The sequence below is a fragment of the Hymenobacter jeollabukensis genome, from assembly GCF_005771675.1.
Taxonomy (GTDB): domain Bacteria; phylum Bacteroidota; class Bacteroidia; order Cytophagales; family Hymenobacteraceae; genus Solirubrum; species Solirubrum jeollabukense.
On the sequence record NZ_VAJM01000004.1, the window covers coordinates 179,133 to 200,222 of the forward strand.

General features: G+C 66.5%; 18 protein-coding genes. 14 read left to right on the forward strand and 4 right to left on the reverse strand.

Annotation, left to right across the window (positions count from 1 at the left end; translation table 11 throughout):
* The first annotated feature begins 166 nt into the window (after window positions 1–166).
* Window positions 167–982, forward strand: a complete 816-nt coding sequence (locus tag FDY95_RS10835; RefSeq protein WP_138077662.1) for an alpha/beta fold hydrolase — start codon at window positions 167–169, stop codon at window positions 980–982.
* A 221-nt stretch (window positions 983–1,203) separates the two neighbouring features.
* On the opposite strand, the gene FDY95_RS10840 is transcribed toward FDY95_RS10835, so the two are convergent.
* Complete coding sequence (locus FDY95_RS10840; RefSeq protein ID WP_138077664.1) at window positions 1,204–1,764, reverse strand: O-acetyl-ADP-ribose deacetylase; 561 nt, start codon at window positions 1,762–1,764, stop codon at window positions 1,204–1,206.
* A 155-nt stretch (window positions 1,765–1,919) separates the two neighbouring features.
* On the opposite strand from FDY95_RS10840, the gene FDY95_RS10845 reads away from it, so the two are divergent.
* The 8 genes from FDY95_RS10845 (at window position 1,920) to FDY95_RS10880 (ending at window position 8,893) form a co-directional block, all read left to right on the forward strand.
* A complete protein-coding gene (locus FDY95_RS10845) occupies window positions 1,920–2,213 on the forward strand; it encodes a 2TM domain-containing protein (protein WP_138077666.1) in 294 nt (97 codons plus the stop codon).
* A 77-nt stretch (window positions 2,214–2,290) separates the two neighbouring features.
* Window positions 2,291–2,593: a 2TM domain-containing protein gene (locus FDY95_RS10850; RefSeq protein WP_138077668.1), complete on the forward strand. Its 303-nt coding sequence runs from the start codon at window positions 2,291–2,293 to the stop codon at window positions 2,591–2,593.
* 286 nt (window positions 2,594–2,879) lie between these two features.
* Window positions 2,880–3,983, forward strand: coding sequence for a PQQ-dependent sugar dehydrogenase (locus FDY95_RS10855; protein WP_317129486.1), 1,104 nt, complete (start codon window positions 2,880–2,882; stop codon window positions 3,981–3,983).
* A 317-nt stretch (window positions 3,984–4,300) separates the two neighbouring features.
* On the forward strand, window positions 4,301–4,780 hold the full coding sequence (locus tag FDY95_RS10860; protein ID WP_138077672.1) for an ATP-dependent zinc protease family protein: 480 nt from the start codon (window positions 4,301–4,303) through the stop codon (window positions 4,778–4,780).
* Window positions 4,781–4,838: 58 nt separating this feature from the next.
* Complete coding sequence (rimK, locus tag FDY95_RS10865; protein WP_138077674.1) at window positions 4,839–5,795, forward strand: 30S ribosomal protein S6--L-glutamate ligase; 957 nt, start codon at window positions 4,839–4,841, stop codon at window positions 5,793–5,795.
* An 82-nt stretch (window positions 5,796–5,877) separates the two neighbouring features.
* Entirely contained in the window at window positions 5,878–6,738 is an 861-nt protein-coding gene (locus tag FDY95_RS10870; protein ID WP_138077676.1) for a T9SS type A sorting domain-containing protein, read from the forward strand.
* A gap of 103 nt (window positions 6,739–6,841) precedes the next feature.
* The gene (locus FDY95_RS10875) at window positions 6,842–7,876 is read left to right on the forward strand and encodes a succinylglutamate desuccinylase/aspartoacylase family protein (protein WP_246073992.1); all 1,035 of its coding nucleotides are present in this window, start codon (window positions 6,842–6,844) and stop codon (window positions 7,874–7,876) included.
* Window positions 7,877–8,122: 246 nt separating this feature from the next.
* Window positions 8,123–8,893: a T9SS type A sorting domain-containing protein gene (locus FDY95_RS10880; protein ID WP_138077678.1), complete on the forward strand. Its 771-nt coding sequence runs from the start codon at window positions 8,123–8,125 to the stop codon at window positions 8,891–8,893.
* A gap of 112 nt (window positions 8,894–9,005) precedes the next feature.
* Here FDY95_RS10880 and FDY95_RS10885 read toward each other — a convergent pair whose 3' ends face one another.
* Both FDY95_RS10885 and FDY95_RS10890 read right to left on the reverse strand, forming a co-directional pair.
* Window positions 9,006–9,416, reverse strand: coding sequence for a response regulator (locus FDY95_RS10885; RefSeq protein ID WP_138077679.1), 411 nt, complete (start codon window positions 9,414–9,416; stop codon window positions 9,006–9,008).
* 5 nt (window positions 9,417–9,421) lie between these two features.
* Window positions 9,422–12,853, reverse strand: coding sequence for a PAS domain-containing protein (locus FDY95_RS10890; RefSeq protein ID WP_138077681.1), 3,432 nt, complete (start codon window positions 12,851–12,853; stop codon window positions 9,422–9,424).
* Between the two features lie 411 nt (window positions 12,854–13,264).
* Between FDY95_RS10890 and FDY95_RS10895 the strand changes: the two genes are divergently transcribed.
* On the forward strand, window positions 13,265–14,074 hold the full coding sequence (locus FDY95_RS10895; protein WP_138077683.1) for a DUF5602 domain-containing protein: 810 nt from the start codon (window positions 13,265–13,267) through the stop codon (window positions 14,072–14,074).
* An 89-nt stretch (window positions 14,075–14,163) separates the two neighbouring features.
* On the opposite strand, the gene FDY95_RS10900 is transcribed toward FDY95_RS10895, so the two are convergent.
* Window positions 14,164–16,068 carry an alpha/beta hydrolase family protein gene (locus FDY95_RS10900; RefSeq protein WP_138077685.1) on the reverse strand — a complete coding sequence of 635 codons (1,905 nt, stop codon included), beginning with the start codon at window positions 16,066–16,068 and terminating at the stop codon, window positions 14,164–14,166.
* 264 nt (window positions 16,069–16,332) lie between these two features.
* On the opposite strand from FDY95_RS10900, the gene FDY95_RS10905 reads away from it, so the two are divergent.
* The 4 genes from FDY95_RS10905 (at window position 16,333) to FDY95_RS10920 (ending at window position 21,008) form a co-directional block, all read left to right on the forward strand.
* Entirely contained in the window at window positions 16,333–17,031 is a 699-nt protein-coding gene (locus FDY95_RS10905) for an OmpH family outer membrane protein (RefSeq protein WP_171025640.1), read from the forward strand.
* A gap of 213 nt (window positions 17,032–17,244) precedes the next feature.
* A complete protein-coding gene (locus FDY95_RS10910) occupies window positions 17,245–19,665 on the forward strand; it encodes a TonB-dependent receptor (RefSeq protein WP_138077689.1) in 2,421 nt (806 codons plus the stop codon).
* Between the two features lie 12 nt (window positions 19,666–19,677).
* Window positions 19,678–20,664 carry a DUF4249 domain-containing protein gene (locus tag FDY95_RS10915; protein WP_138077691.1) on the forward strand — a complete coding sequence of 329 codons (987 nt, stop codon included), beginning with the start codon at window positions 19,678–19,680 and terminating at the stop codon, window positions 20,662–20,664.
* Between the two features lie 104 nt (window positions 20,665–20,768).
* The gene (locus FDY95_RS10920) at window positions 20,769–21,008 is read left to right on the forward strand and encodes a hypothetical protein (protein ID WP_212744888.1); all 240 of its coding nucleotides are present in this window, start codon (window positions 20,769–20,771) and stop codon (window positions 21,006–21,008) included.
* Window positions 21,009–21,090: the final 82 nt, after the last annotated feature.

The window sequence follows — 21,090 nt, forward strand, 5'->3', positions numbered from 1 at the left end:
CAGATAGTATAATCTTCGTTCAACGAGGAATTTACTATCCAGGTAAACACGCGAGATTCCTCGACTTCGCTCGGAATGACGTGCTATTTATCCTTGTTTCACCCGACGCCGTAGGCACCTCACCACCTCACCACCTCACCACCTCACCACCTCACCACCCAAACCCATGTTCGTCGAATCGGGCCGGACGCGGCTGCACTACCAGGTTTATGGCCGCGGGCCGCTGCCGGTGCTGGCGTTTCACGGCTACGGGCAGAACGAAAGCCACTGGCGCCACGTGGCCGCGCTGCTGGGCGAGCGGGTGACGGTGTACGCCTTCGACCTGTTTTACCACGGCCGCAGCCGCTTGGCCAAAGCCGACGCGCCCATCACCAAAAAGCGGCTGACGGAGCTGCTGACGCAGTTTCTGGCCGAGCAGGGCATTGAGTCGTTCGGGCTGCTGGCCTTCAGCATGGGCGCCAAGTTTGCCCTGACGCTGCTGGAAGCCCTGCCCGAGCGGGTGGCCCACCTCTGGCTGGTGGCGCCGGATGGCATCCGCACGCAGTTCTGGTACTCTCTGGCCACCTACCCGCCCTGGATGCGTGGGGTGCTGGGCCGAGCCGTGCTGCGCCCCCAGCGCCTGCTGAACCTGATTGACGCCCTCGGGCAGCGCCGGCTGGTCGATTCGGGGCTGGTGCGCTTTGCCCAGTGGCAGCTCGACAGCCGCGAAAAGCGCCTGCGCGTGTACCGCAGCTGGACGGGCTTCCGCCACCTCACCTTCGATACCAAGCGGCTGGCCCGGCTGCTGAACCAGCGTCCGACGCCCGTCACCTTCTTCCTGGGCCGCTACGACCGGGTGATTCCGCACGCCGGGCTGCGCGAGTTCATCGGCGCCCTTACCGCCGCCCACACCGTGCTGCTCGACGCCGGCCACGGCGGCCTGCTCCACGACGTGGCCGGCTACCTGCGCCGCCACCCCGAAGAGCTGCGCGGCGCCGCCTGACGAAGGTTCGCCCCGCCGTCATTGCGAGCGAAGCGAAGCAATCTTTCCTCTCGTGGCATGACGCTACAACAAGCACGAACCGAAAACATCACCGCCCGATACCAGCAGCTGCAGCTTCGGTCAGCATTGTTTTCGGTGAGCATGGATTGAATCGGCGGTGCTCCTGGAGGAAGGATTGCTTCGGCTGCGCCTCGCAATGACGGCCAACCGAACCGCTTGCCCTATGCTTCCTCGCTTAGCTCCTGCTCATACAGCCGGTAGGTTTCTTCGTCGAAGGCGACCAAGACCACGGTTTCGGGCTGGGCGTGGGTGGCCAGAAATGTGCGCACCGTTTGCACGGCAATGCGGGCCGCCTCGGCCTTGGGGTAGCCGTAGATGCCAGTGCTGATGCCGGGGAAGGCCACGCTGCCCAGCTGGTGCTCGGCGGCCAGCTGTAGGGAGTTGCGGTAGCAGTCGGCCAGCAGTTCCGGCTCGCGCTTGTGGCCGCCGTTCCACACCGGGCCCACGGTGTGGATGACGTAGCGCGCCGGCAGCCGCCCGCCGGTGGTGATGACGGCCTGGCCGGTGGGCAGGCCCTTGCCGTAGTGCCCGGCCCGCAGCCTGCGGCAGGCTTCCAGGATGTCGGGGCCGCCGGCGCGGTGAATGGCCCCGTCGACGCCCCCGCCGCCGAGCAGCGAGGAGTTGGCGGCGTTGACGATGGCGTCGGTATCGAGCTTGGTGATGTCGGCCTGGGCGAGCAGGATGCGGCCGAAGGCCTGGCGGGCGGCGTAGGGCAGGGGCATGGGCGTAGAATCAGGGGGTAAAGCGGGGCGAAGTCGTTGCGGTTCGTCGGCCTTTTTAGACGCTTCGGCCCCGCAAGGTTACCGTTTGGGCAAGGTTTTATTGGTGCGGGCGGCGGCCGTGGCTACGTTTGACCCAACCTAACCGCCTGACCACCATGGAAACGCCCGAAAACCTCGATTCCCAGCTGTGGCGCCTTGCCCGGAGCCGCGCCCACTTCAAAGCCCAGCTGCTGCGCTACGTGCTGGTGTGCGCGCTGCTGTGGACCATCTGGTACGTCACCGGCCACCACAACTACGGCGGTGGCCTGCCCTGGCCCGCCTGGGTGACGCTGTTCTGGGGCCTGGGTTTGGCCATCAAAGGTGCCACCTGCTACGGCCTGTGGGGCACCGCGTCGTGGACGGAGCGCGAGTACCAGGAGCTGCTGCGCGAGCAGCAGGCCCGGCAGTAGCGGCGGGGCGCGCCCGCTGCGGCTTGACCAAGCATCAGCCCTTGCCTATATTTAACGACACCTCAACGCCTTTCGCCATGCAACCCCTCGACCGTGACCCCCACCTCTGGCGCATTGCCCGAGCCCGGGCCAAATTCAAGTCCCACCTGGTGACCTACCTGCTGGTCAACGCGCTGCTGTGGGCCATCTGGTACTTCACCGACGGCCTCTCCCACCACCGCCACGGCTTCGGGGTGCCCTGGCCGGTGTGGCCGACGCTGTTCTGGGGCCTGGGCTTGGCCATTCAGGGCCTGAGCACCTACGGTTTCGTGAGCGAGCAAAGCTGGTCGGAGCGCGAGTACCAGCAGCTGCTGCGCGACCGGGAAGCCGGCCGCCTATAAGGCTTGCCGCGCCGGTAGCCGCTACCAGTACGTCATTCAGAGCGCAGCGAAGAATCTCGCGTGCTGACGTTGAGCAACCACCATTGAACGTCATGCGGAGCGCAGCCGCAGCATCTCTACTGAACAACGAAGCGGTAGAGATGCTGTGGCTGCGCTCCGCATGACGTCACTATTTTGCGAGAGGCCCCGGCGGCGCTCGGCAGAATGGGCTGATTTTACTGCCTGATTGCCCCGCCGGCCCCGCCCCGCGCAACCTTCGCCGGGCTGCGGCAGTTGCAGCGGTATGATGCGCCAACTTCTCCCTCTGCTGCTCCTGCTGCCGCTGGCCGGCTCGCGCCCGGCCGCGCCCGCCGACAACCTCGCCTCCATCAAGCTGCCGGCGGGCTTCCGCATCAGCTACTACGCCCAGCGCGTGGGCGGGGCCCGCTCCCTGGCCCTGGGCCCCGACGGCACTGTGTACGTGGGCACCCGCGGCGACAAGGTGTACGCCCTGCCCGACCGCAACAAGGACCACAAAGCCGACGAAATCATCACCGTGGCCGCGGGCCTGAACGAGCCCAACGGCGTGGCCGTGCGCAACGGCGCGCTGTACGTGGGCGAAATCAGCCGCATCCTGCGCTTCGACAACATTGCCACCACGCTGCGCCAGAAGCCCAAGCCGGCCGTGGTCTACGACCAGCTGCCCGACAAGGAGCACCACGGCTGGAAGTACATCAGCTTCGGGCCCGACGGCAAGCTGTACGTGCCCGTGGGCGCGCCCTGCAACGTGTGCCTGCCCGAAGAGCCCATCTTCGCCACCATCAACCGCATGAACCCCGACGGCACCGGCCTCGAAACCGTGGCCTACGGCGTGCGCAACTCGGTGGGCTTCGACTGGAGCCCGCTGGACAAGGCCCTCTGGTTTACCGACAACGGCCGCGACATGCTCGGCGACGACCGGCCCGCCGACGAGCTGAACCGCGCCCCCACCGCCGGCCTGCACTTCGGCTTCCCGTACGTGTTCCAGGGCGACATCCTCGACCCGCAGTTCGGCAAGGGCAAGCAGACGAGCACCTACACCGCGCCCGCCCAGAAGCTGGGCCCCCACGTGGCCGCGCTGGGCATGAAGTTCTACACCGGCAAGATGTTCCCGGCCCAGTACCGCAACCAGATTTTCATCCCCGAGCACGGCTCCTGGAACCGCAGCAGCAAAATCGGCTACCGCATCACGCTGGTGACGGTGGATGCCTCCGGCAAGAAAGCCACCGGCTACCAGACCTTCGCCTCGGGCTGGCTGCAGGGCCAGCAGTCCTGGGGCCGGCCGGTGGCCCTGCTCGTCATGCCCGATGGCGCCCTGCTCGTGTCCGACGACCAGAACGACTGCGTGTACCGCATCAGCTACGGCGGGTAGGGGGAAACGGCTTACCCCATCGTCATTGTGGGGATGCACAGCGGCCCAGCTGGCGGTCATTGCGAGCAACGCGAAGCAATCCTTCCTCTAGCAGCAGAAACGCCACAACCAGCACTACCCCAAAACAGCACCGCCCGACTCTGCAGACGCCGGTTTCGGGCGGTGCTGTTTTAGTGGTTAGCACGTTGTACAGGACCGATTGCTTCGGCTGCGCCTCGCAATGACAGCGGGGATCCTGCCAGTGCCCGGCGTCCTTCGCCGAAAAAAAACCGCACGCGCTGCCGGGCCTCTGCCCGCCGTGCCCGTATTTTGCTCCCGTGAAAAAGGCCTCCTCCCGCCGTCCTCCCAAACGCATCGTCGGCCGCCGCGAGCTGGTCGACTTTCCGCAGTTTCAGCTGCGCGGCGTGGAGGCCAAAGTAGACACGGGCGCCTTCACCGGGGCCATTCACTGCTCCGACATTCACGTGACTACGCTGCCGGACGGGCGGCCCCTGCTGCGCGTGCTGCTGCTCGACGACGCCCACCCCGCCTTCGACGGCACCCCGCTGCAATTCACGGAGTTTTCCCTGCGCGACATTCGCTCGTCCAACGGCGAGGTGCAGGAGCGCTACGTCATTCGCACGGTCATCCGGCTGTTCGGGGAGGATTTCGACGCTGAATTCTCCCTTTCCGACCGCTCCGACATGAAGTACCCCGTACTCATCGGGCGCGCCCTGCTGCGCCGCGCCCGGCTGGTGGTGGATGTGGCCCGCCGCAACGTGTCCTACAAAAGTCAGCACCGCCCGATTCCGGACTGAGCGCCTCCGCGCGCCGGTCGCCCTATCTCCCTTCTCCCCGCATCTTCTCCCTGCCCATATGAAGCTGGCGATTCTCTCGCGTGAGCCCAAATTATATTCCACCCGACGCCTGGTGGAAGCCGCCGAGCTGCGCGGCCACCAGGTCGAGGTCATCGACCACCTGCTCTGCAACTTGGTGCTCGAAAAAAGCACGCCCGGCATCATTTACGAAGGCCGCCGCCTCGAAGACTTCGACGCGGTGATTCCGCGCATCGGGGCCTCCGTTACGTTCTACGGCACGGCCGTGGTGCGGCAGTTCGAGATGATGAAGGTGCGCACGGCCATCGAAAGCCAGGCCATAGTGCGCTCCAGGGACAAGCTGCGCTCCATGCAGATTCTGGCCCGGGCCGGCGTGGGCATGCCCAAAACGGCCTTCACCAACTACTCCGACGAGGTGCCCGAGATGATCCGGCAGGTGGGCGGGGCCCCGGTCATCATCAAGCTGCTGGAGGGCACCCAGGGCCTGGGCGTGGTGCTGGCCGAGACGGAAAAAGCCGCCCAGTCGGTTATCGAAGCCTTTCACAACCTCAAGGCCCGCATCATCGTGCAGGAGTTCATTGCCGAGAGCAAGGGGGCCGACCTGCGCGCCTTCGTGGTGAATGGCGAAGTGGTGGGCGCCATGAAGCGGCAGGGCAAGGAGGGCGAGTTTCGCTCCAACCTGCACCGCGGCGGCACCGGCATGCTGGTGAAGCTGAGCCGGGCCGAAAAAGCCGCCGCCCTGCTGGCCACCAAGGCCCTGGGCCTCGGCATTGCCGGCGTCGACATGCTGCAGAGCAAGCGCGGGCCGCTGGTGCTGGAGGTGAATTCCTCGCCCGGCCTGGAGGGCATCGAAAAAGCCACCGGCCTCGACATTGCCGGCAAAATCATCGAGTACACCGCCGAGCTGGCCTCCCGGAAGAAAACCAAGAAAAAGCCCAGCCTGAAATCGGCCGCCAAGGCCCTGCCCGACACGCAGTCGGACGAGCCGCGGGTGTAGCCGGGGGCTACCCACCCGCCGGCGGGTTACCGACGCCGGGCGGGCCGCATGAAGAGGCGTATCCCTTACCCACCCGCCGCCCATGAACCCTCGACTCCTTTCCGCCGTGCTGCTGGCCGCGCTGTGCAGCGGCTGCGGCCCCCTGGCCACGTTTGAGCCCTACACGCCCAAACACCCGCTGAACCTGGCCAAGGTGCTGGGGCCGCAGGTGGTGCTGCTAGGCCCCGATACGCTGCCCCTGACCATCTATTTCGACCCGGCCACCCGCCTCAACCACGTGGTGGTGCGGGGCCGCACCGATACCATCGTGCGGGCCTGGGTGACGCGCCAACGCGGCCTGTATTACCTCACCTGCCCCAAAGCCCCCGACAGCTACTGGGTGCAGGCGGTGCGTATCCGGCGCGGGCGGGTGCAGGGCCTGATGCCCTTCGAGGCCGCCCGCCAGGCCGAAATCCTGGCCGGCGAAGTCACCCTGCCGTTGGTAGGCCGCTACCAGGAGCTGGTGGTGGCCCGCGACGACCAGCACGACCTGCTGCGCCTGCGCTTCGATGCCCGCGTATTGCGGCCCTTTTACCAGTCGGTGCTCGACACGCTGCCCAAGTACCGCATCGTGCCGGCGGCGGAGTTCGATGCCGCGGTGGCGGCCAAGGCCCCGGCGGCCCCGGCCGCTAAAACCCCGGCGGGGCCGCCCACGGCCGCCGCGCTCATCCAAAGCGTGTACCCCAACCCCGCCCGCGAGCAGGTGACCGTGGCCGGGGCCGATACCACGCCGCGCACCGTGCAGCTGCTGAGCCTGAGCGGGCAGGTGCTGCGCAGCCGGCGCAGTACTGCTAGCCGCACTACTCTGGACCTGACCGGCCTGCCCGCCGGCGGCTACGTGCTGCGCGTGCGCGACGAAACGGACGGCCGCACGGCCAGCCAGCGGCTGCTGGTGCAGCCCTGAGCCGGGCCAAAAACCGCCGAAGTCGGATTTTTTTGAAATCTTGGGAGCTGCCCGCGCATCTGCGCGGCTGACTTCCAGGATTTTTCCGTTTTCCCGCGCCGCATTGTCCGACGAAACCACCCCGCCCGAAGCCGCCGCCCCCGACCCTGCCGCGCCGCCGGTGCCCGACGCGGCCACGCCTGGTGCCTTCCTCCTGAACGGTCTCACCATCCGGCCCGGCGAAACGGTGCTCACCCGCCTGATCATCTCCAAGCTGCCCTCCGGCACCGTTATCGACGTGCCGGTGCACGTGTTCCGGAGCGCCGAGCCCGGCCCCACGGTGCTGCTGATGGCCGGCATGCACGGCGACGAGGTGAACGGCATCGAAACCATCCGGCGCATGATCCGGCGCGGGCAGCTGCAAAAGCCGCTGAAGGGCAGCATCATTGCTATTCCCATCCTGAACATCTACGGCTTCCTGAACTTCTCGCGCGAGGTGCCCGACGGCAAGGACGTGAACCGCTCCTTTCCCGGCTCCCCGCGCGGCTCGGTGGCCAGCCGGGTGGCCCACCGCTTCATGCGCGAAATCATGCCCCTGGTCGACTACGGCATCGATTTCCATACCGGCGGGGCGGCCCGCTCCAACCACCCGCAGGTGCGCTGCCTGCTCGGCGTCGATGCCGAAACCGACGCGCTGGCAGCCGCCTTTGCCGCCCCCTTTACCCTGCACGCCGAGCTGCGGCCCGGCTCGCTGCGCGAGGCGGCCATGCGCCAGGGCCGCCGCATCATCGTGTACGAAACCGGGGAGTCCTTGCGGCTCGACGAGCACGGCATCGAGCTGGGCTCGGCCGGCACCTTCCGCTTTCTGCAGCACCTGGGCATGCTGGCCGAGGCGCCCGCACCTACCCAGGCCACCGTGGTGTGCCGCCGCCACACCTGGCTGCGGGCCAAGTACTCGGGCCTATTCCGCACCAGCCTCAAAACCGGGCAATACCTGGAGAAAGGCCAGGAATACGGCATCGTGGCCGACCCTTACGGCGAAATGGCCGTGCGCCTGGAGTCGCCCATCAGCGGCTACATCATCGGGCTGAACCACATGCCGGTGGTCAATCAGGGCGACGCGCTGCTGCACGTGGCGGTGGAGGTGACGCCGGGGTAGGGGCGCGGGCCGGTAGCCCAGGCGGTTGGGAAGAGAAATAGGGCGGCCCCGGTGGTGTAGCTGCCTGGGCGGCGCTATTATTAGGGGACTAAAGGGCCGGCGCACCAAACGGCTTCGCTCATGTACCGCCGTTGGGCCCTCTTTTCAAATCAGAAATAGGTTAACCAACCCGTTATGGTCAACGCTTACCGTTACGTTATTTCCCGCTCGCGTGCTGCCGGCTACTGCGGCTGAGTCCTGCTGAGCTTGTTGCTGTGGCTATTCGTGGCGGCCGCCCGGGCCCAGGCCCCGGCTATGCAGGTGGCGGCGGGCGGCGGTTATTCCCTAAGCCTGCACACCGACGGCACCCTGTGGACCTGGGGCAACAATACCCTCGGGCAATCGGGCAACGGGCAAGCGGGCGACTACCAGTTCAGCCCGGTGCAAACGGGCGTCGGGGCGGTCTGGCAGTCCGTCGGCGCGGGCCAGACGCATACGGTGGCTATTCGCCAGGACGGTACGCTCTGGGCCTGGAGCGCCAACAACATCGGCCAGCTCGGCGACGGCACCACCACCAACCGCTTGGCCCCGGTGCAGATCGGCACGGCTACCACGTGGCAAAGCCTCAGTGCGGGCACCGGCTACACCGTGGCGGTGCGCACGGATGGTACGCTTTGGGCCTGGGGTAACAATGGCAGTGCCGGGAAACTGGGGTATCCCGATATATTCGAGCAGCCCCAGCAGGTGCTGCCGAACAGTACCCTGGCCACGGCGGCTGCGCGTTTGGCCGGCGCGCGTTTCATGGTGTACCCCACGGTGCTGGCGGCCGGGCAGGTCTTGCACTACCAGCTACATTCCCGCACCGCCGCCGGGGCCGAGCTGGCCGTGTATTCGCTGGCCGGCCGGCTTCTGGCCACCCAGCGCCTCGCGGCCGGGGCCGGCACAGTGCCCGTAGGCGCCCTACCGGCCGGTTGGTACCTGGCCCGCGTGCGCACCGCCGACGGCAGCACGACTACCAGCCGCTTCCTGGTGCGCTAAAGCCGCGCCGGACGGGCTACAAAACGATGCGGCGGCGCGTTTCCAACCGGAAACGCGCCGCCGCTGGTATTGGGGCCACCATTCTGCCGGGTGCGCGCGGGCGAGGAGGGGCCTATTCCTCGGGCAGCCGGCGCTGAAAGTGCAGCTGCAGCAGGGTATCAATCTTTTCCCGGTCCAGGGGCTTGCTGATGAGGCCGGCAATGGGCAACTCGTTGATGCGGGCCAGGGCGCTGCCGTCCATGTAGGTGGTCAGCATCACGATAACAGTAGCGTCCTGCTGTTCCTGGGGCAGGCGCAGGTAGGCTTCCAGAAACTGGATGCCGTCCATGCCGGGCATGTTCACGTCGAGCAGCAGCAGCGTGGGGGCGTAGGGCGGGGGCTGAGTGAGCAGGGCCATGGCCTCGTGGCCGTTGTGGGCCACGCGTACCTGGTGGGTCACGTCGAGTTTTTTGAGCAGGTGCTCGTTGAGGAAATTGGTGGTGTCGTCGTCGTCGACGAGCAGAATGTGGGGCAGCTTTTCCATATAGTCTAGTCTGGGAAGGTATGGGGAAGTGTGACGGTGAACGTGGAACCCTGGCCCGGCTGGCTTTGCACCGCGATGGTGCCGCCGGCGTTTTCCACGATGCGCTTGATCATGTAAAGGCCCACGCCCGAGCCCTCGACGTGGGAGTGCAGGCGCCGGAACAGGGTAAACAGCTTGCTCTGCTGCGGCTCGGTAAGGCCCAGGCCGTTGTCCTGCACGGTCAGCACCAGCTGGTCCTGCTGGCAGTGGGCGCGCAGCTGCACCAGGGGCGTGCGGTCGGGGTGGCGGTACTTGAGCGCGTTGCTGAGCAGGTTGTAGAGGATGCTGCGCAGGTTTTTGACGGCGAAGTACACGGTGGGGCAGTCGTCGAGGTCGAGCAGCAGGTGGGTGCGGGTGGTTTCGATCAGCGAAGCCAGGTCCAGGCGCACGTCGTCGACGAGGGCGGCCAGCGGCACCAGCTCGGCCGGCTGCGCGTGCTGCAGGCGCGACACGTCGGTGAGGTGGCCCACCGTCTGCTGGAAGCGGGCCACGGCCCCCTGCATCAGGTGCAGCAGGTGTGGCACCATGGGCTCGGGGTTGTTGGCGGGCAGGTAGTCGCGCAGCGCGTCGAGCAAGCCTTCGATGTTGGCAATGGGCGCTTTCAAATCGTGCGAGGCCGTGTACACGAAGGTATCCAGGTCGGCGTTGATGCGCGTGAGCTGGGCGTTGGTCGCGTTCAGCTCCGCGTTGGCGGCCCGCAGCTCCTCGTTGAGGGCCTGCACCTGCTGGCGGGCCTGCGCCTTATCGGTCACGTCGAGGATGAACGCCAGAATGCCCGTGACCCGCTGCCGCTCGTCGAACAGCGGCTGGTAGAGAAAATCCACGTAGCGCTGCTCGGGGCGGCGGGTGCGCGGGTCGTAGAGGGCGGCCGAAACGTCGGTGCCCACAAACGGCTCCCCAGTGGCGTACACCCGGTCGAGCAAATCGATAAACCCCTGCTCAACCACTTCCGGAAACACTTCGGCCACGGTACGGCCCAGCGCGGTGCGGTCGGCCGAGAGCGTCTGGTACAGTTCGTTGAAGAAGCTGTAGCGGTGCTCGGGGCCGTTGAGGGTGGCAATGGAGGCCGGCACCAGGCGCAGAATCTGGCTGAGCAGGCCCTGCTGCACCCGCAGCTGCTCGCGTTGCGCTTCGGCGTCGGCCAGGGCAGCGGCCAGCTGCCGGGTGCGCTCCTGCACGCGGGTTTCCAGCTCCTGGTTGAGCTGCTCCAGCTGCCGCCGGGCCTGCACTTGCTCGGTCACCTCGTTGGCCACCACCATGGCCCCGTCGATGCGGCCGTCTTCCTGGTACATGGGCACGTACACGAAGTCCCAGTACACGGTGTCGCGGCGACCTTCGCGCTCATGTACCGCCTCCATGGCGTGGGCCACGTGGGGCACGCCGGTGGCCATTACCTCGTCGAGCAGCTCCTCGTAGCCCATGCCAGCCACTTCGGGCAGAGCCTCAAACAGGCCTAACCCCACAATTTGGTCCTGGGTGCGGCCCCACAACCGGCACACGGTGGGGTTGGCCAGCTCGATGACGTAGCGCGGCCCGCGGTACACGGCAATGGCAATGGGGGCCTGCTCGAACACGCGCTGCAGCTCGCCGCGCTGGCGCTCGGCGGCGGCGCGGGCCAGTTGGGCTTCCTGCGTGCGTTCCTGCACGCGGGCTTCCAGCGCCTGGTTGAGGTGCTCCACCTGCTGGCGGGCCTGCACCTGCCCGGTCACGTCTACTGCAAACACCAGGATGCCGGTCTGGCCCTGCGCATCGAGCATGGGCTGGTACACGAAATCGAAGTAGCGCTGCTGCAGCGTGCCGGTGGCGTCGCGCAGTTGCACGGGCAGTTCCTGGCCAATAAACGGCTCCCCGGTGGTGTATACCCGGTCGAGCAAGTCGATGATGCCCTGGCTTACCAGCTCGGGCATGACTTCGGCCACCGACTTACCTAGTTGGACGCGGTGGTCAATCAAGCCCTGGTAGAGGTCATTGGCGAAGGTGAAGCGGTGCTCGGGGCCGCTGAGCGTGGCAATGGCGGCCGGCACCTGCCGCAGAATGCGGCTGAGCAGCTGTTGTTGCTCGGTCAGCTGCCGGGTGCGCTCCTGCACGCGGGTTTCCAGCTCCTGGTTGAGCTGCTCCAGCTGCCGGCGGGCCTGCACCTGTTCGGTCACTTCCACGGCCACGTCGATGACGCCCAGCACCGCGCCCGCCGCGTCGTAGAGCGGCTGGTACACGAAGTTGTAGTAAGTGGTCTGCAGCCAGCCGTCGCGCAGCATGGTGGCCGGGGCTTCGGTGCCCGTCACCGGCTCGTGAGTGCTGAGCACCTGCCGCATCAAGTCGTCGAAGCCCTGGCCCCGCAGCTCGGGTACGGCCTCGGTCAAGGGGCGGCCCAGCACCTGCGCGGGCGTGCGCCCCCAGAGCGCGGCCATCTGGGCGTTGGCCGCCGTGATGCGCAGCTCCTCGCCCTGAAACAGCCCGATGGCTACCGGCGCCTGGGCCAGCAGGGCCTGCAGCAGGTTTCGTTCGCGTTCGGCCTCGGCCCGGGCAGTGGTCAGCTCGTCGTTGAGCCGCTGCACCTGCTGGCGCGCTTCCACCTGCTCGGTCACGTCGACGGCGAAGTTGAGTACTTCCGTCACCCGGCCTTCGGCGTCGCGGATGGGCAGAAACGAGGTGTGGTAATAGCGGCGCTGGAGCTGGCCGGTGCCCTCAAAATCGGCCCAGGCCTCGGCTTCGGGCGCGTAGTACGGCTCGCCGGTCTGGTACACCCGGTCGAACAGCTCGTAGAAGCCCTGGCCCTCCAGTTCGGGAATAACCTCCCGGATGCTGCGCCCCAGCGTGGTGCGGGCCGGAAACAGCTGCTCGTACGCGGGGTTGACCAAGTCGTACACGTGCTCCGGCCCGTGCAGCAGCGCAATGTGGGCCGGCATCTTCATCAGCACCTGGTGCAGGCGCTGGCGGCGGGCTTCGGCCTCGGCGCGGGCGGCCTGCTCGCGGGCCTGGCTTTCGCGCAGGGCCTGCTCCACCACCGAGCGCACCGGCTCGCTGGCCGCGGCGAAGCTGACCAGCAGCCCCTCGCCCACGCGCCGGGCGGCCAGCAGGTAGTGGTCATCGAAGCCATCGGCCTGGTAGTGGCGCTGCAGCCGGTGCGGGCCGTCGGTGAGCAGGGCCTCGCGGTGAAATGCCCAGAGGCCGGTGGCCTCGGCCTCGGGAAACTGCTGGCGGTACGTAGCGGCCGGGCGCGCGGGCAGGCGCAGCAGCTGCTGGGCAGCGGGGTTGAGGTAGCCAAAAGTCAGGTCCACAACTTGCCCCGCCGCGTCGTGCACGGGCTGGTAATACACGATGCCGGAAACCGATAGGTCGAGTACGGCAGCAAAGAATTCGTCTGGCGGTGTCAGCAGGGGCAGGTCAGCAGGAAGCATTGGGAGCGGCGGCCCGGAAACAATGGACAGATAAAGGTAGCTGTACGAAACGCATCCGCTTCATGTCTATGCCGCGGACCCACGACGGGAATTTGGTAAGGTAGCTGCTTTGGCCAATATGGACCAGCGCGAAAGGCCGGATTCCGGCGCTCCACACGCACCCGAAAGCCGCAGGGCCTCGGGCCCGTCCCTGCTATGGGTGCAGGGCGGTATGAATGGCCGGGTGGCCGCCAGGGGCCGTCGTTCCCGTGCTGGTATGGGTGATGTCATACAATAGGAGGTTGGTGATAATTAATTTGCTGTATTTCACATGTTTATGTGATGATTTGGCTTTGGATGCCGCTGGGAAATGCCCCACCTTGCTTCGGCATCGGCCTATCCTTTTCCAGGCCATTTCCCCATTCGCTGCGCATGAAAAAGATAATCACTCCCGTTTCCCCGGCCAGCCTGCGGCTGGCCACCCTGGCCCTTGTCGGCCTAGGCCTGCTTACGGGCTGCGACGACGACGACAACAACACGACCAGCCAGCCGGCCACCACGTACGGAGCGGCGGTAACCGTGGGCGGCGGCTCGGCCCGCGCCTACGTGACCACCGACGCCAGCGGCCAGGCGGCCGAAGTCGGTATTCGGCTGACCGAGGCCGGGCTGACCGGGCTGCCGGCCACGCCCGTCACGGGCACCATGTACGACCTGCCCCTGCCCGCCGCCGCCACCCAGACGCCCTTCGACCACGTCAGCTTCGACTGGAACCCGCAGGGCCACGAACCGGCCGGGGTCTACACCACGCCGCACTTCGACGCGCACTTCTATATGCAGTCGATGAGCGCCCAGCACAGCATCACCCTCGACGACCCGCGGGGCGACATTTTCCCGGCCACCACCATGCTGCCGGCCGGCTACATCACGCCGCCCAACAACGCCCCCGGTCGCACCGTGCCCATGATGGGCCGCCATTGGGTGGACCCAACCAGCCCCGAATACCAGCCCGGCGGCAGCTTCAGCAGCACCTTCATTTACGGCACCTACGACGGCCACGTCACCTTCCTGGAGCCCATGTTCACCAAGGCGCTGCTCACCACCAGCGTCAATTTCGCGGCCCCGGTCAAGCAGCCGCAGACCTACGAGGCCGCCGGCAAGTACTACCCCACGCAGTACCGCATCCGTTACGACGCCGCCACCCGCGAATACGTCATTGCCCTGACCGATCTGGTAAAGCGTTAGGGCGCCTTAAGGGTGACATGGACCGTAGCCCGATCGGCCGGTTTCACGAGGCAGAGGCCGGATGAAGCCAGCGGGTCGGGCCACGGCCTTTAGTTGGCGGGCTGCAGGTACTTGTTGAGGAAATTCAGCGTCGACTCGTAGGCCCGCTGCTCGTTGGCGCGCTTGGCGAAGCCGTGGCCCTCGTCCTCGAACACCACGTACTCCACGGCCCCGCCCTTTTTCTTCACCGCCGCCACGATGTCGTCCGACTCGGGCTTGATGACGCGCGGGTCGTTGGCGCCCTGAATGACCAGCAGGGGCCGCTCGATCTTGTCGGCGTGGAACAGGGGCGAGGTGGCCTTCAGGCGGTCCAGCTCGGTGGTCGGGTCGCCGATTTCCTGGTACAAGGCCTGCCGGAACGACTCCCAGTAGGGCGGAATATTCTGCAGCGTGCGCACCCAGTTCGACACGCCGAAGATGTCGACGCCGGCGGCGAAGCGCTGCGGGGCGAAAGTGAGAGCAGACAGCGTCATGTAGCCGCCGTAGGAGCCGCCCAGGATGGCTACCCGCGTGGTATCGACGTAGCCGAGCGAGGCGAGGTACTTCTTGGCGGCCAGGCAGTCCCAGAGCGGCTCGCGGCCGTGCTTCCGGTCGTCGGCGGCGAAGAAGGTCTTGCCGTAGCCCGAGGAGCCGCGGTTGTTCACGCGCAGCACCACGTAGCCGTTGTTGGCCAGGTACTGGGCCAGCGGGAAGTAGTTGGGCGTCGACTGCCCACCGGGCCCGCCGTGCACTTCCACCACCGCCGGTAGCTTGGTTTTGCCGGGCCGGGCGCCCTGCGGGGTGTAGAGCAGGGCCGGAATTTCCAGCCCGTCGAACGACTTGTAGCGGATGGTTTTGGTATCGACCAAATCATCGGCGCTGATGGCGGGGTTGAGCGTCTGCGTGAGGCGGGTGGTGCGCCGGGTGGCGAAGTTGTAGACGTACAGGTCCGACGGGGTCCGGTCGCCGTTGACGTAGTAGGCCAGCAGCATGTCGGACGGGGAGAAGCTCACCCCGCTGATGGTGCCGCTGGGCGGGGCCGGCAGCTCCACGGGCTTGCCGCTGATGGCGTCGTAGAGGCGGATGCTGGTGCGGCCGTCCTCGTTGAACATGGTCAGGCGGTACTGCCCGGTGCGCGAAAAGGCGGTGTATACCGCGTCCCATTTGGCCTGCTCCACCGTCTGGCGCGGGCCGCCGCTGAGCGGGTAGCGCACCACGTAGCTGAACTCGGCCCCGTCGTCGGTGGTGGCGTAGAGGTAGCGGTTGCTGGGGTCGAAGGCCATCGGCACGTTGCTCACGCTGCCCTGGTGCTGGCTCACCGCTTTCAGTTCCTTCGAGGCCACGTTGTAGAGAAACACGTCCGAATCCAGCGTGGTGGCGGTTTTCTGCAGGGCCACCCACCGCTCGTCGTCCGAAACGGCCGCCGGGTCGAAGCCCTGCTCATTTCTGAACAACAGGGTGCGCTGTAGCCCGGGCACGGCGTAGCGGTACACGTCCATGAACTTCGGGTCGCGCTCATTCGAGAGGACGTAAAACGCCTTGTTGTCGCGGCGCCAGGCCAGGAATTCGGCCCGCAGCTTGGTCCCCGGCGTCAGGTCGCGCTCCGTACCATCAGCTTCGCGCAGGTAGAGGTGGAAATTTTCGTCGCCGCCCTGGTCGTGGCGGTAGAGGATGCGCCCGTCGGGCAAATACGTGACGGCGTAGAGGCTTTCCTTGGTAGAGGCGCTCAGCGGCGTGGCCGCGCCGCCCGTGACGGGCACGGTGTAGAGGTTGAAGATGCCCGTCTGGTTCGAGGAGTAGAGCACCTGCTCTTCGTCGGGCGAGAAGGCCCGGCCGCTGAGGCGGGTGGTGGTCATGAACTGCTCGATGCTGTAGCGCTTGGGCGGGGCGGCGGCCGGGCGTTTTTTCTGCTGGGCTGGGGCCATCAGGGGCAGCAGTAGTCCGCCGGCCAGTAACAGGGGGGAGAGGTGTTTCATGGGCTTGGTTGCGGAAAAGGGGCTGGAGCGCACAGCCAGCAAGTGTGGGAATCGGCTCGGTGTGGCTTGGATTAATATAGGATAATTTGTTTATAGTTCAATCAGTGGCGCTGCAGCCGGGCTTGGCCGGCTTTGAATTGCCGGGGCGTAAGCGAAACCGTGATTTTTATGCTGACTGGCGGCCGTCAGCGTAGCTTTTGCCAATTCAGCGCATCTTTGCCGAATCGGGCCATGCCAGGCCCGCTTTTGTCGCGTTCCGCCCGCATGAAAAACTCCCCGCTCCAACTCGCCCTCAACGTCGTCCTGCTGCTTGCCGTCGGGGTGCTGTTCTACCTGCACTTTGCCAGCAAGCCCGCGGCTCCTGCGCCGGCCGTGGCCAACACCGCCACCGCCCCGCCGCCCATGACGGCTCCCGACTCGGCCGCTGACGCCGACGAAGCGCCGGCTGCTGAAGAAGCCGCCCAGCCCGCCGCGTCCGCCCCGGCCGCCACGGAAGACAACGTGCGCAAGGTAGCCTACGTGGAATCGACCAAGCTGCTCGACAGCTACAAGGGCCTGCAGGATGCCCGCCGCGCCTTCGAGAAAAAGGCCGCCGTGTGGGAGCAGAAGCACCGCGCCGCCGTGCAAAGCCTGCAGAATGCCGTGCAGAGCTACCAGAAAATGGCCCCCAGCATGACCGACGAGCAGCGCGCCACCGCCGAGCAGCGCCTGCAGCAGCAGGAGCAGCAAGTGGCCCAGCAGCAGCAGCAACTGCAGCAGCAGGCCCAGGAAGAAGAAGCCAAGATGACCAGCAGCGTGCTCACCAAGGTCAATAAGCTGCTGGAAGTCTACGGCAAGGAAAATGGCTACGACCTTATCCTGGTGTCCGGCAACGGCAGCATCGCCTACGCCCGCCCCGGCCTCGACATCACCAACATCGTGCTCAAGCGCCTGAACGCGGATTACGCCGCCGGCCGAAAATAATCCGCCCGTTCCGTGCGTTTTGAACCCCGCCGCCCGCATCCGGGCGGCGGGGTTTTATTTTTTCCGCTGATTATCCAACCAATCCGCCGCCAGCTGGCTCTTGCCGACAGGTACGCCTGCTCCCGAAGCCCGGCATTTGCTGCACTATGCTGCGGCCGAATGTGGTAGCTTGCCGGGATTTTGCCTGCTCCCTCTCCCTCAATTTATAGTTCTATGCATTTCTCTTTACGCGCCGGCGCATTGGCCGCCGTGCTCGGCGGCCTGCCCGCGGCTGCGGCCGTGGCCCAGCAGCCCGCTCCGGCCCGCGTCACCTTCAGCGGTTACGTGCGCGACGCTCGCACCGGCGAAAACCTCATCGGCGTGGCCGTGGTGCACCCGGGCTCGGGCCAGGGCACCGCTACCAATACCTACGGGTTCTTCTCGCTCACGCTGCCCGCCACCGGCGACACCACCCGCCTGCTGACCTCTTACCTGGGCTACCAGCGCCAGCTGCGCCCGGTGCGCCTCGACAAAAGCCAGCAGCTCGACATCCGGCTGCAGCCGGCCAGCAGCGAGCTGCAATCGGTGGAAATCGTGGGTACGCGCGAGGAGCAGATTGCGCGCACCACCCGCATGGGCACCATGAACATTCCGATCAGCCAGATGAAGGCCATACCGGCCCTGTTCGGCGAGCGGGACGTGCTGAAGGTGCTGCAGCTGCTGCCCGGCGTGCAGAGCGGCGGCGAGGGCCAGAACGGCCTCTACGTGCGCGGCGGCTCGCCCGACCAGAACCTGATTCTGCTCGACGGCACGCCCGTCTACAACGCCTCCCACCTGTTCGGCTTCTTCTCGGTGTTCAACGCCGACGCGCTCAACAACGTGGAGCTGGTGAAGGGCGGCTTCCCGGCCCGCTACGGCGGCCGCCTCTCCTCGGTGCTCGACATGAGCATGAAGGAGGGCAACATGCAGGAGTTTCACGGCGAGGGCGGCATCGGGCTGATTGCCTCCCGCGTGACGCTGGAAGGGCCCATCAAAAAGGACACGGCCTCCTTTATCATCTCGGCCCGGCGCACCTACATCGATGTGCTGGCCCGCCCGCTCATCAGCCTGGCCATGGCCGCCGAGGGCATTCCATCGGACGAGCGGCCCACCGTCGGCTACTTCTTCCACGACCTGAACGCGAAGGTGAACTGGAAGCTGGGCCCGCGCGACCGGCTGTATTTGAGCGCCTACACCGGCCGCGACAAGTTCTACGCCCGCATGATGGACAAGCGCGGCAGCTCGGACGAGTACTCGAAGATGAAGGACGGCCTGGGCTGGGGCAACCTGACTTCGGCCCTGCGCTGGAACCACCTCGTCAACGACCGGCTGTTCGTCAACACCCACCTCACGTTCAGCCGCTACCAGTTCGACGTGGGTATCGAGCAGGAGGAGCGGCGCCGCGACAACGGCACGCTGCGCACCGACAAGTACTCGCTGAAGTACCTCTCCAACATCCGCGACTGGTCGCTGAAGTCGGACTTCGACTACGTGCCGCTGCCCGACCACTACATCCGCTTCGGCGGGCAGTACATCTGGCACCAGTTCCGGCCCGGCGCGGCCCAGGCCAAGTCGAACGACCCGAACAGCAACATCAACTTCAAAATCGGCTCGCGCACCCAGGCCCAGGAAATGAGCCTCTACGCCGAGGACGACTACAAAGTGACGGAGCGGCTGAAGGTCAACGGCGGCCTGCGCCTCAACAGCTTTTTGGTGCGCGGCAAGCTCTACCCCTCGGTGGAGCCCCGCCTAGCCGCCCGCTACCTGCTCACGGAGGACTGGTCGCTGAAAGCCTCGTACGCCCGCACTACCCAGTACATTCACCTGCTGGCCAACTCGGGCATCGGTCTGCCTACCGACCTGTGGGTGCCGGCCACGCCCAAGGTGAAGCCCCAGAAAGCCCAGCAGGTGGCCCTGGGCGCGGCCCGCAACGTGCGCTTCAAGGACGAGGACTACGAAGTGAGCCTGGAAACCTACTACAAGCCCATGCAGCGCCTGATCGAGTACCGCGAGGGCGCGAGCTTCCTGGGCACCACCGACAGCAACTGGGAAGACAAAGTGACCAGCGGGCAGGGCTGGGCCTACGGGGCGGAGGTGTTTGTGCAGAAGAAATCGGGGCGCACCACCGGCTGGGTGGGCTACACCCTGGCCTGGAGCCGCCGCCGCTTCGCCGAGCTGAACCAGGGCCAGATCTACCCCTACAAGTACGACCGGCGCCACGACGCGACGCTGGTGGTCATTCACCAACTGTCGCCCACGCTGCGGCTGTCGGGCACCTTCGTCTACGGCACCGGCAACGCCGTCACGCTCTCGCGCGGCAGCTACACGCTCGGACCCGATTTCTACCAGTTCGACGACTACGGCTCGCGCAACTCCTACCGCATGCGCGCCTACCAGCGCCTCGACCTGGACCTGAGCCAGACCAAGAAGAAGAAGTGGGGCGAAATCGTGAACAGCTTCTCCGTGTACAACGCCTACAACCGCCGCAACCCCTACTTCCTCTACTTCGACCCAGGCTACCAGAACACCTACACCGGGCAAACCAAAAAGCCGAGCTACCGCCAGATCAGCCTGTTCCCCATTCTGCCGTCCTTCAGCAAGAGCTTCCGCTTCTAATCCGATTCTGCCATGACGTTCATTCAGTCTGATTTTCTGCGGGAAACCCGGCCCGCCGCCCTGCTGCTGCCGGCCCTGCTCGCGGCCTGCGACACGGCCATCGACGTGCCCGAGCCGGAGCACACGCCCCGCGTGGCCATGGTGCTGACGCTCGACAACCTGGCCGCCACCGACTCGGTGATGCGCCAGAACTACCTGGGCCGCCTGCCCTTCGTGAGCGTGAGCCAGCGCCTCTACGACCTGACGCCCCTGCAGGGCCGCACCGATGCCACCGTGGAGGTGCGCGACGCGGCCGGCGCGGTAGTGGAGCGCTACCGGCCCATTGCGGCGGCGCCTTCGCCGTATCCGGGCGGTGGCTATTACAATCAGGGCCAGTACCGCCCCACGCTGCGCTACCAGTTCCGGCCCGGGCAGACCTACCGGGTGCGCACCACGGTGCCGGGCATCGAGCCGGCCGAAAGCCAGCTGACCCTGCCCGCGCCCGTGGCCGTGGACGTGACCAAAACCCCGCTGAGCAGCAACAGCGGCCAGACCCGCGCCCGCGTCACCGTGGCCTTCGACGAGCCCGGCGGTAGCAACGACTACTACCTAGTGACGGCCCAGGTCGTGGATGCCAGCGGGCAGCGCACGGGCTACCTCAACCTCAGCGACGAGGACGACACCGGCGTGGCCGTGCCCACTTACCGCCTCTCCGACCCGCGCTCCTCCTACGAGCTGTATCCCTTCAGCGACGCTAACGTGAACGGGCAGCGCCTCAGCTTCTCAGCCAACGTGACGTTCTACAGCGGCAGCGGGCAGCCCAACCCGCCGGCGCAGTATCTGCAGGTCACGCTCACTCACCTCACCCGCGACCTGTACCTCTTCTACAACAGCTACGTGCAGTACAGCAACAACGACGGCAACCCCTTCGCCGAGCCCACGCCGCTGTACTCCAACGTGGCGCCCGGCTTCGGCATCTTCGGCGGCGCCACCGATACCTGGGTGCGCCTGCCGCTGTAGGCTGGAGTTGAAAAATCAGCCCGCGGCCGAGCCGGCATTAAACTTGCGTGGGTGGGTTACGTCTAATAATGCAGAACTAACCCGCGCTCCGGCGCTTCTGATACATGCCTAATCTGCTGAAAACCTTTGTGCTGGCTGGAGCCGTGGCCGTTGGCGGCCTGCTGACCAGCTGCGTTTCGTCCGGTTACGTGGTGGGGCCGCCCCCGCCGCCCGTCATCGTGCGGCCGGCCCCGGTCATCGTCACGCCGCGCCCGTACTACCGGGCCCGGCCGTACTACCGCCCCGCCCCGCGACCCTACTACGGCCCGCGCTACTACGGCCACGGGCACGGCCGCCGCTGGTAGCTTCGTTCTGCCGCCGCCCCTGTAAGCCACGAGGCCCCGCCGGATCATCCGGCGGGGCCTCGTGCGTTTTGGGGAAGTCAAC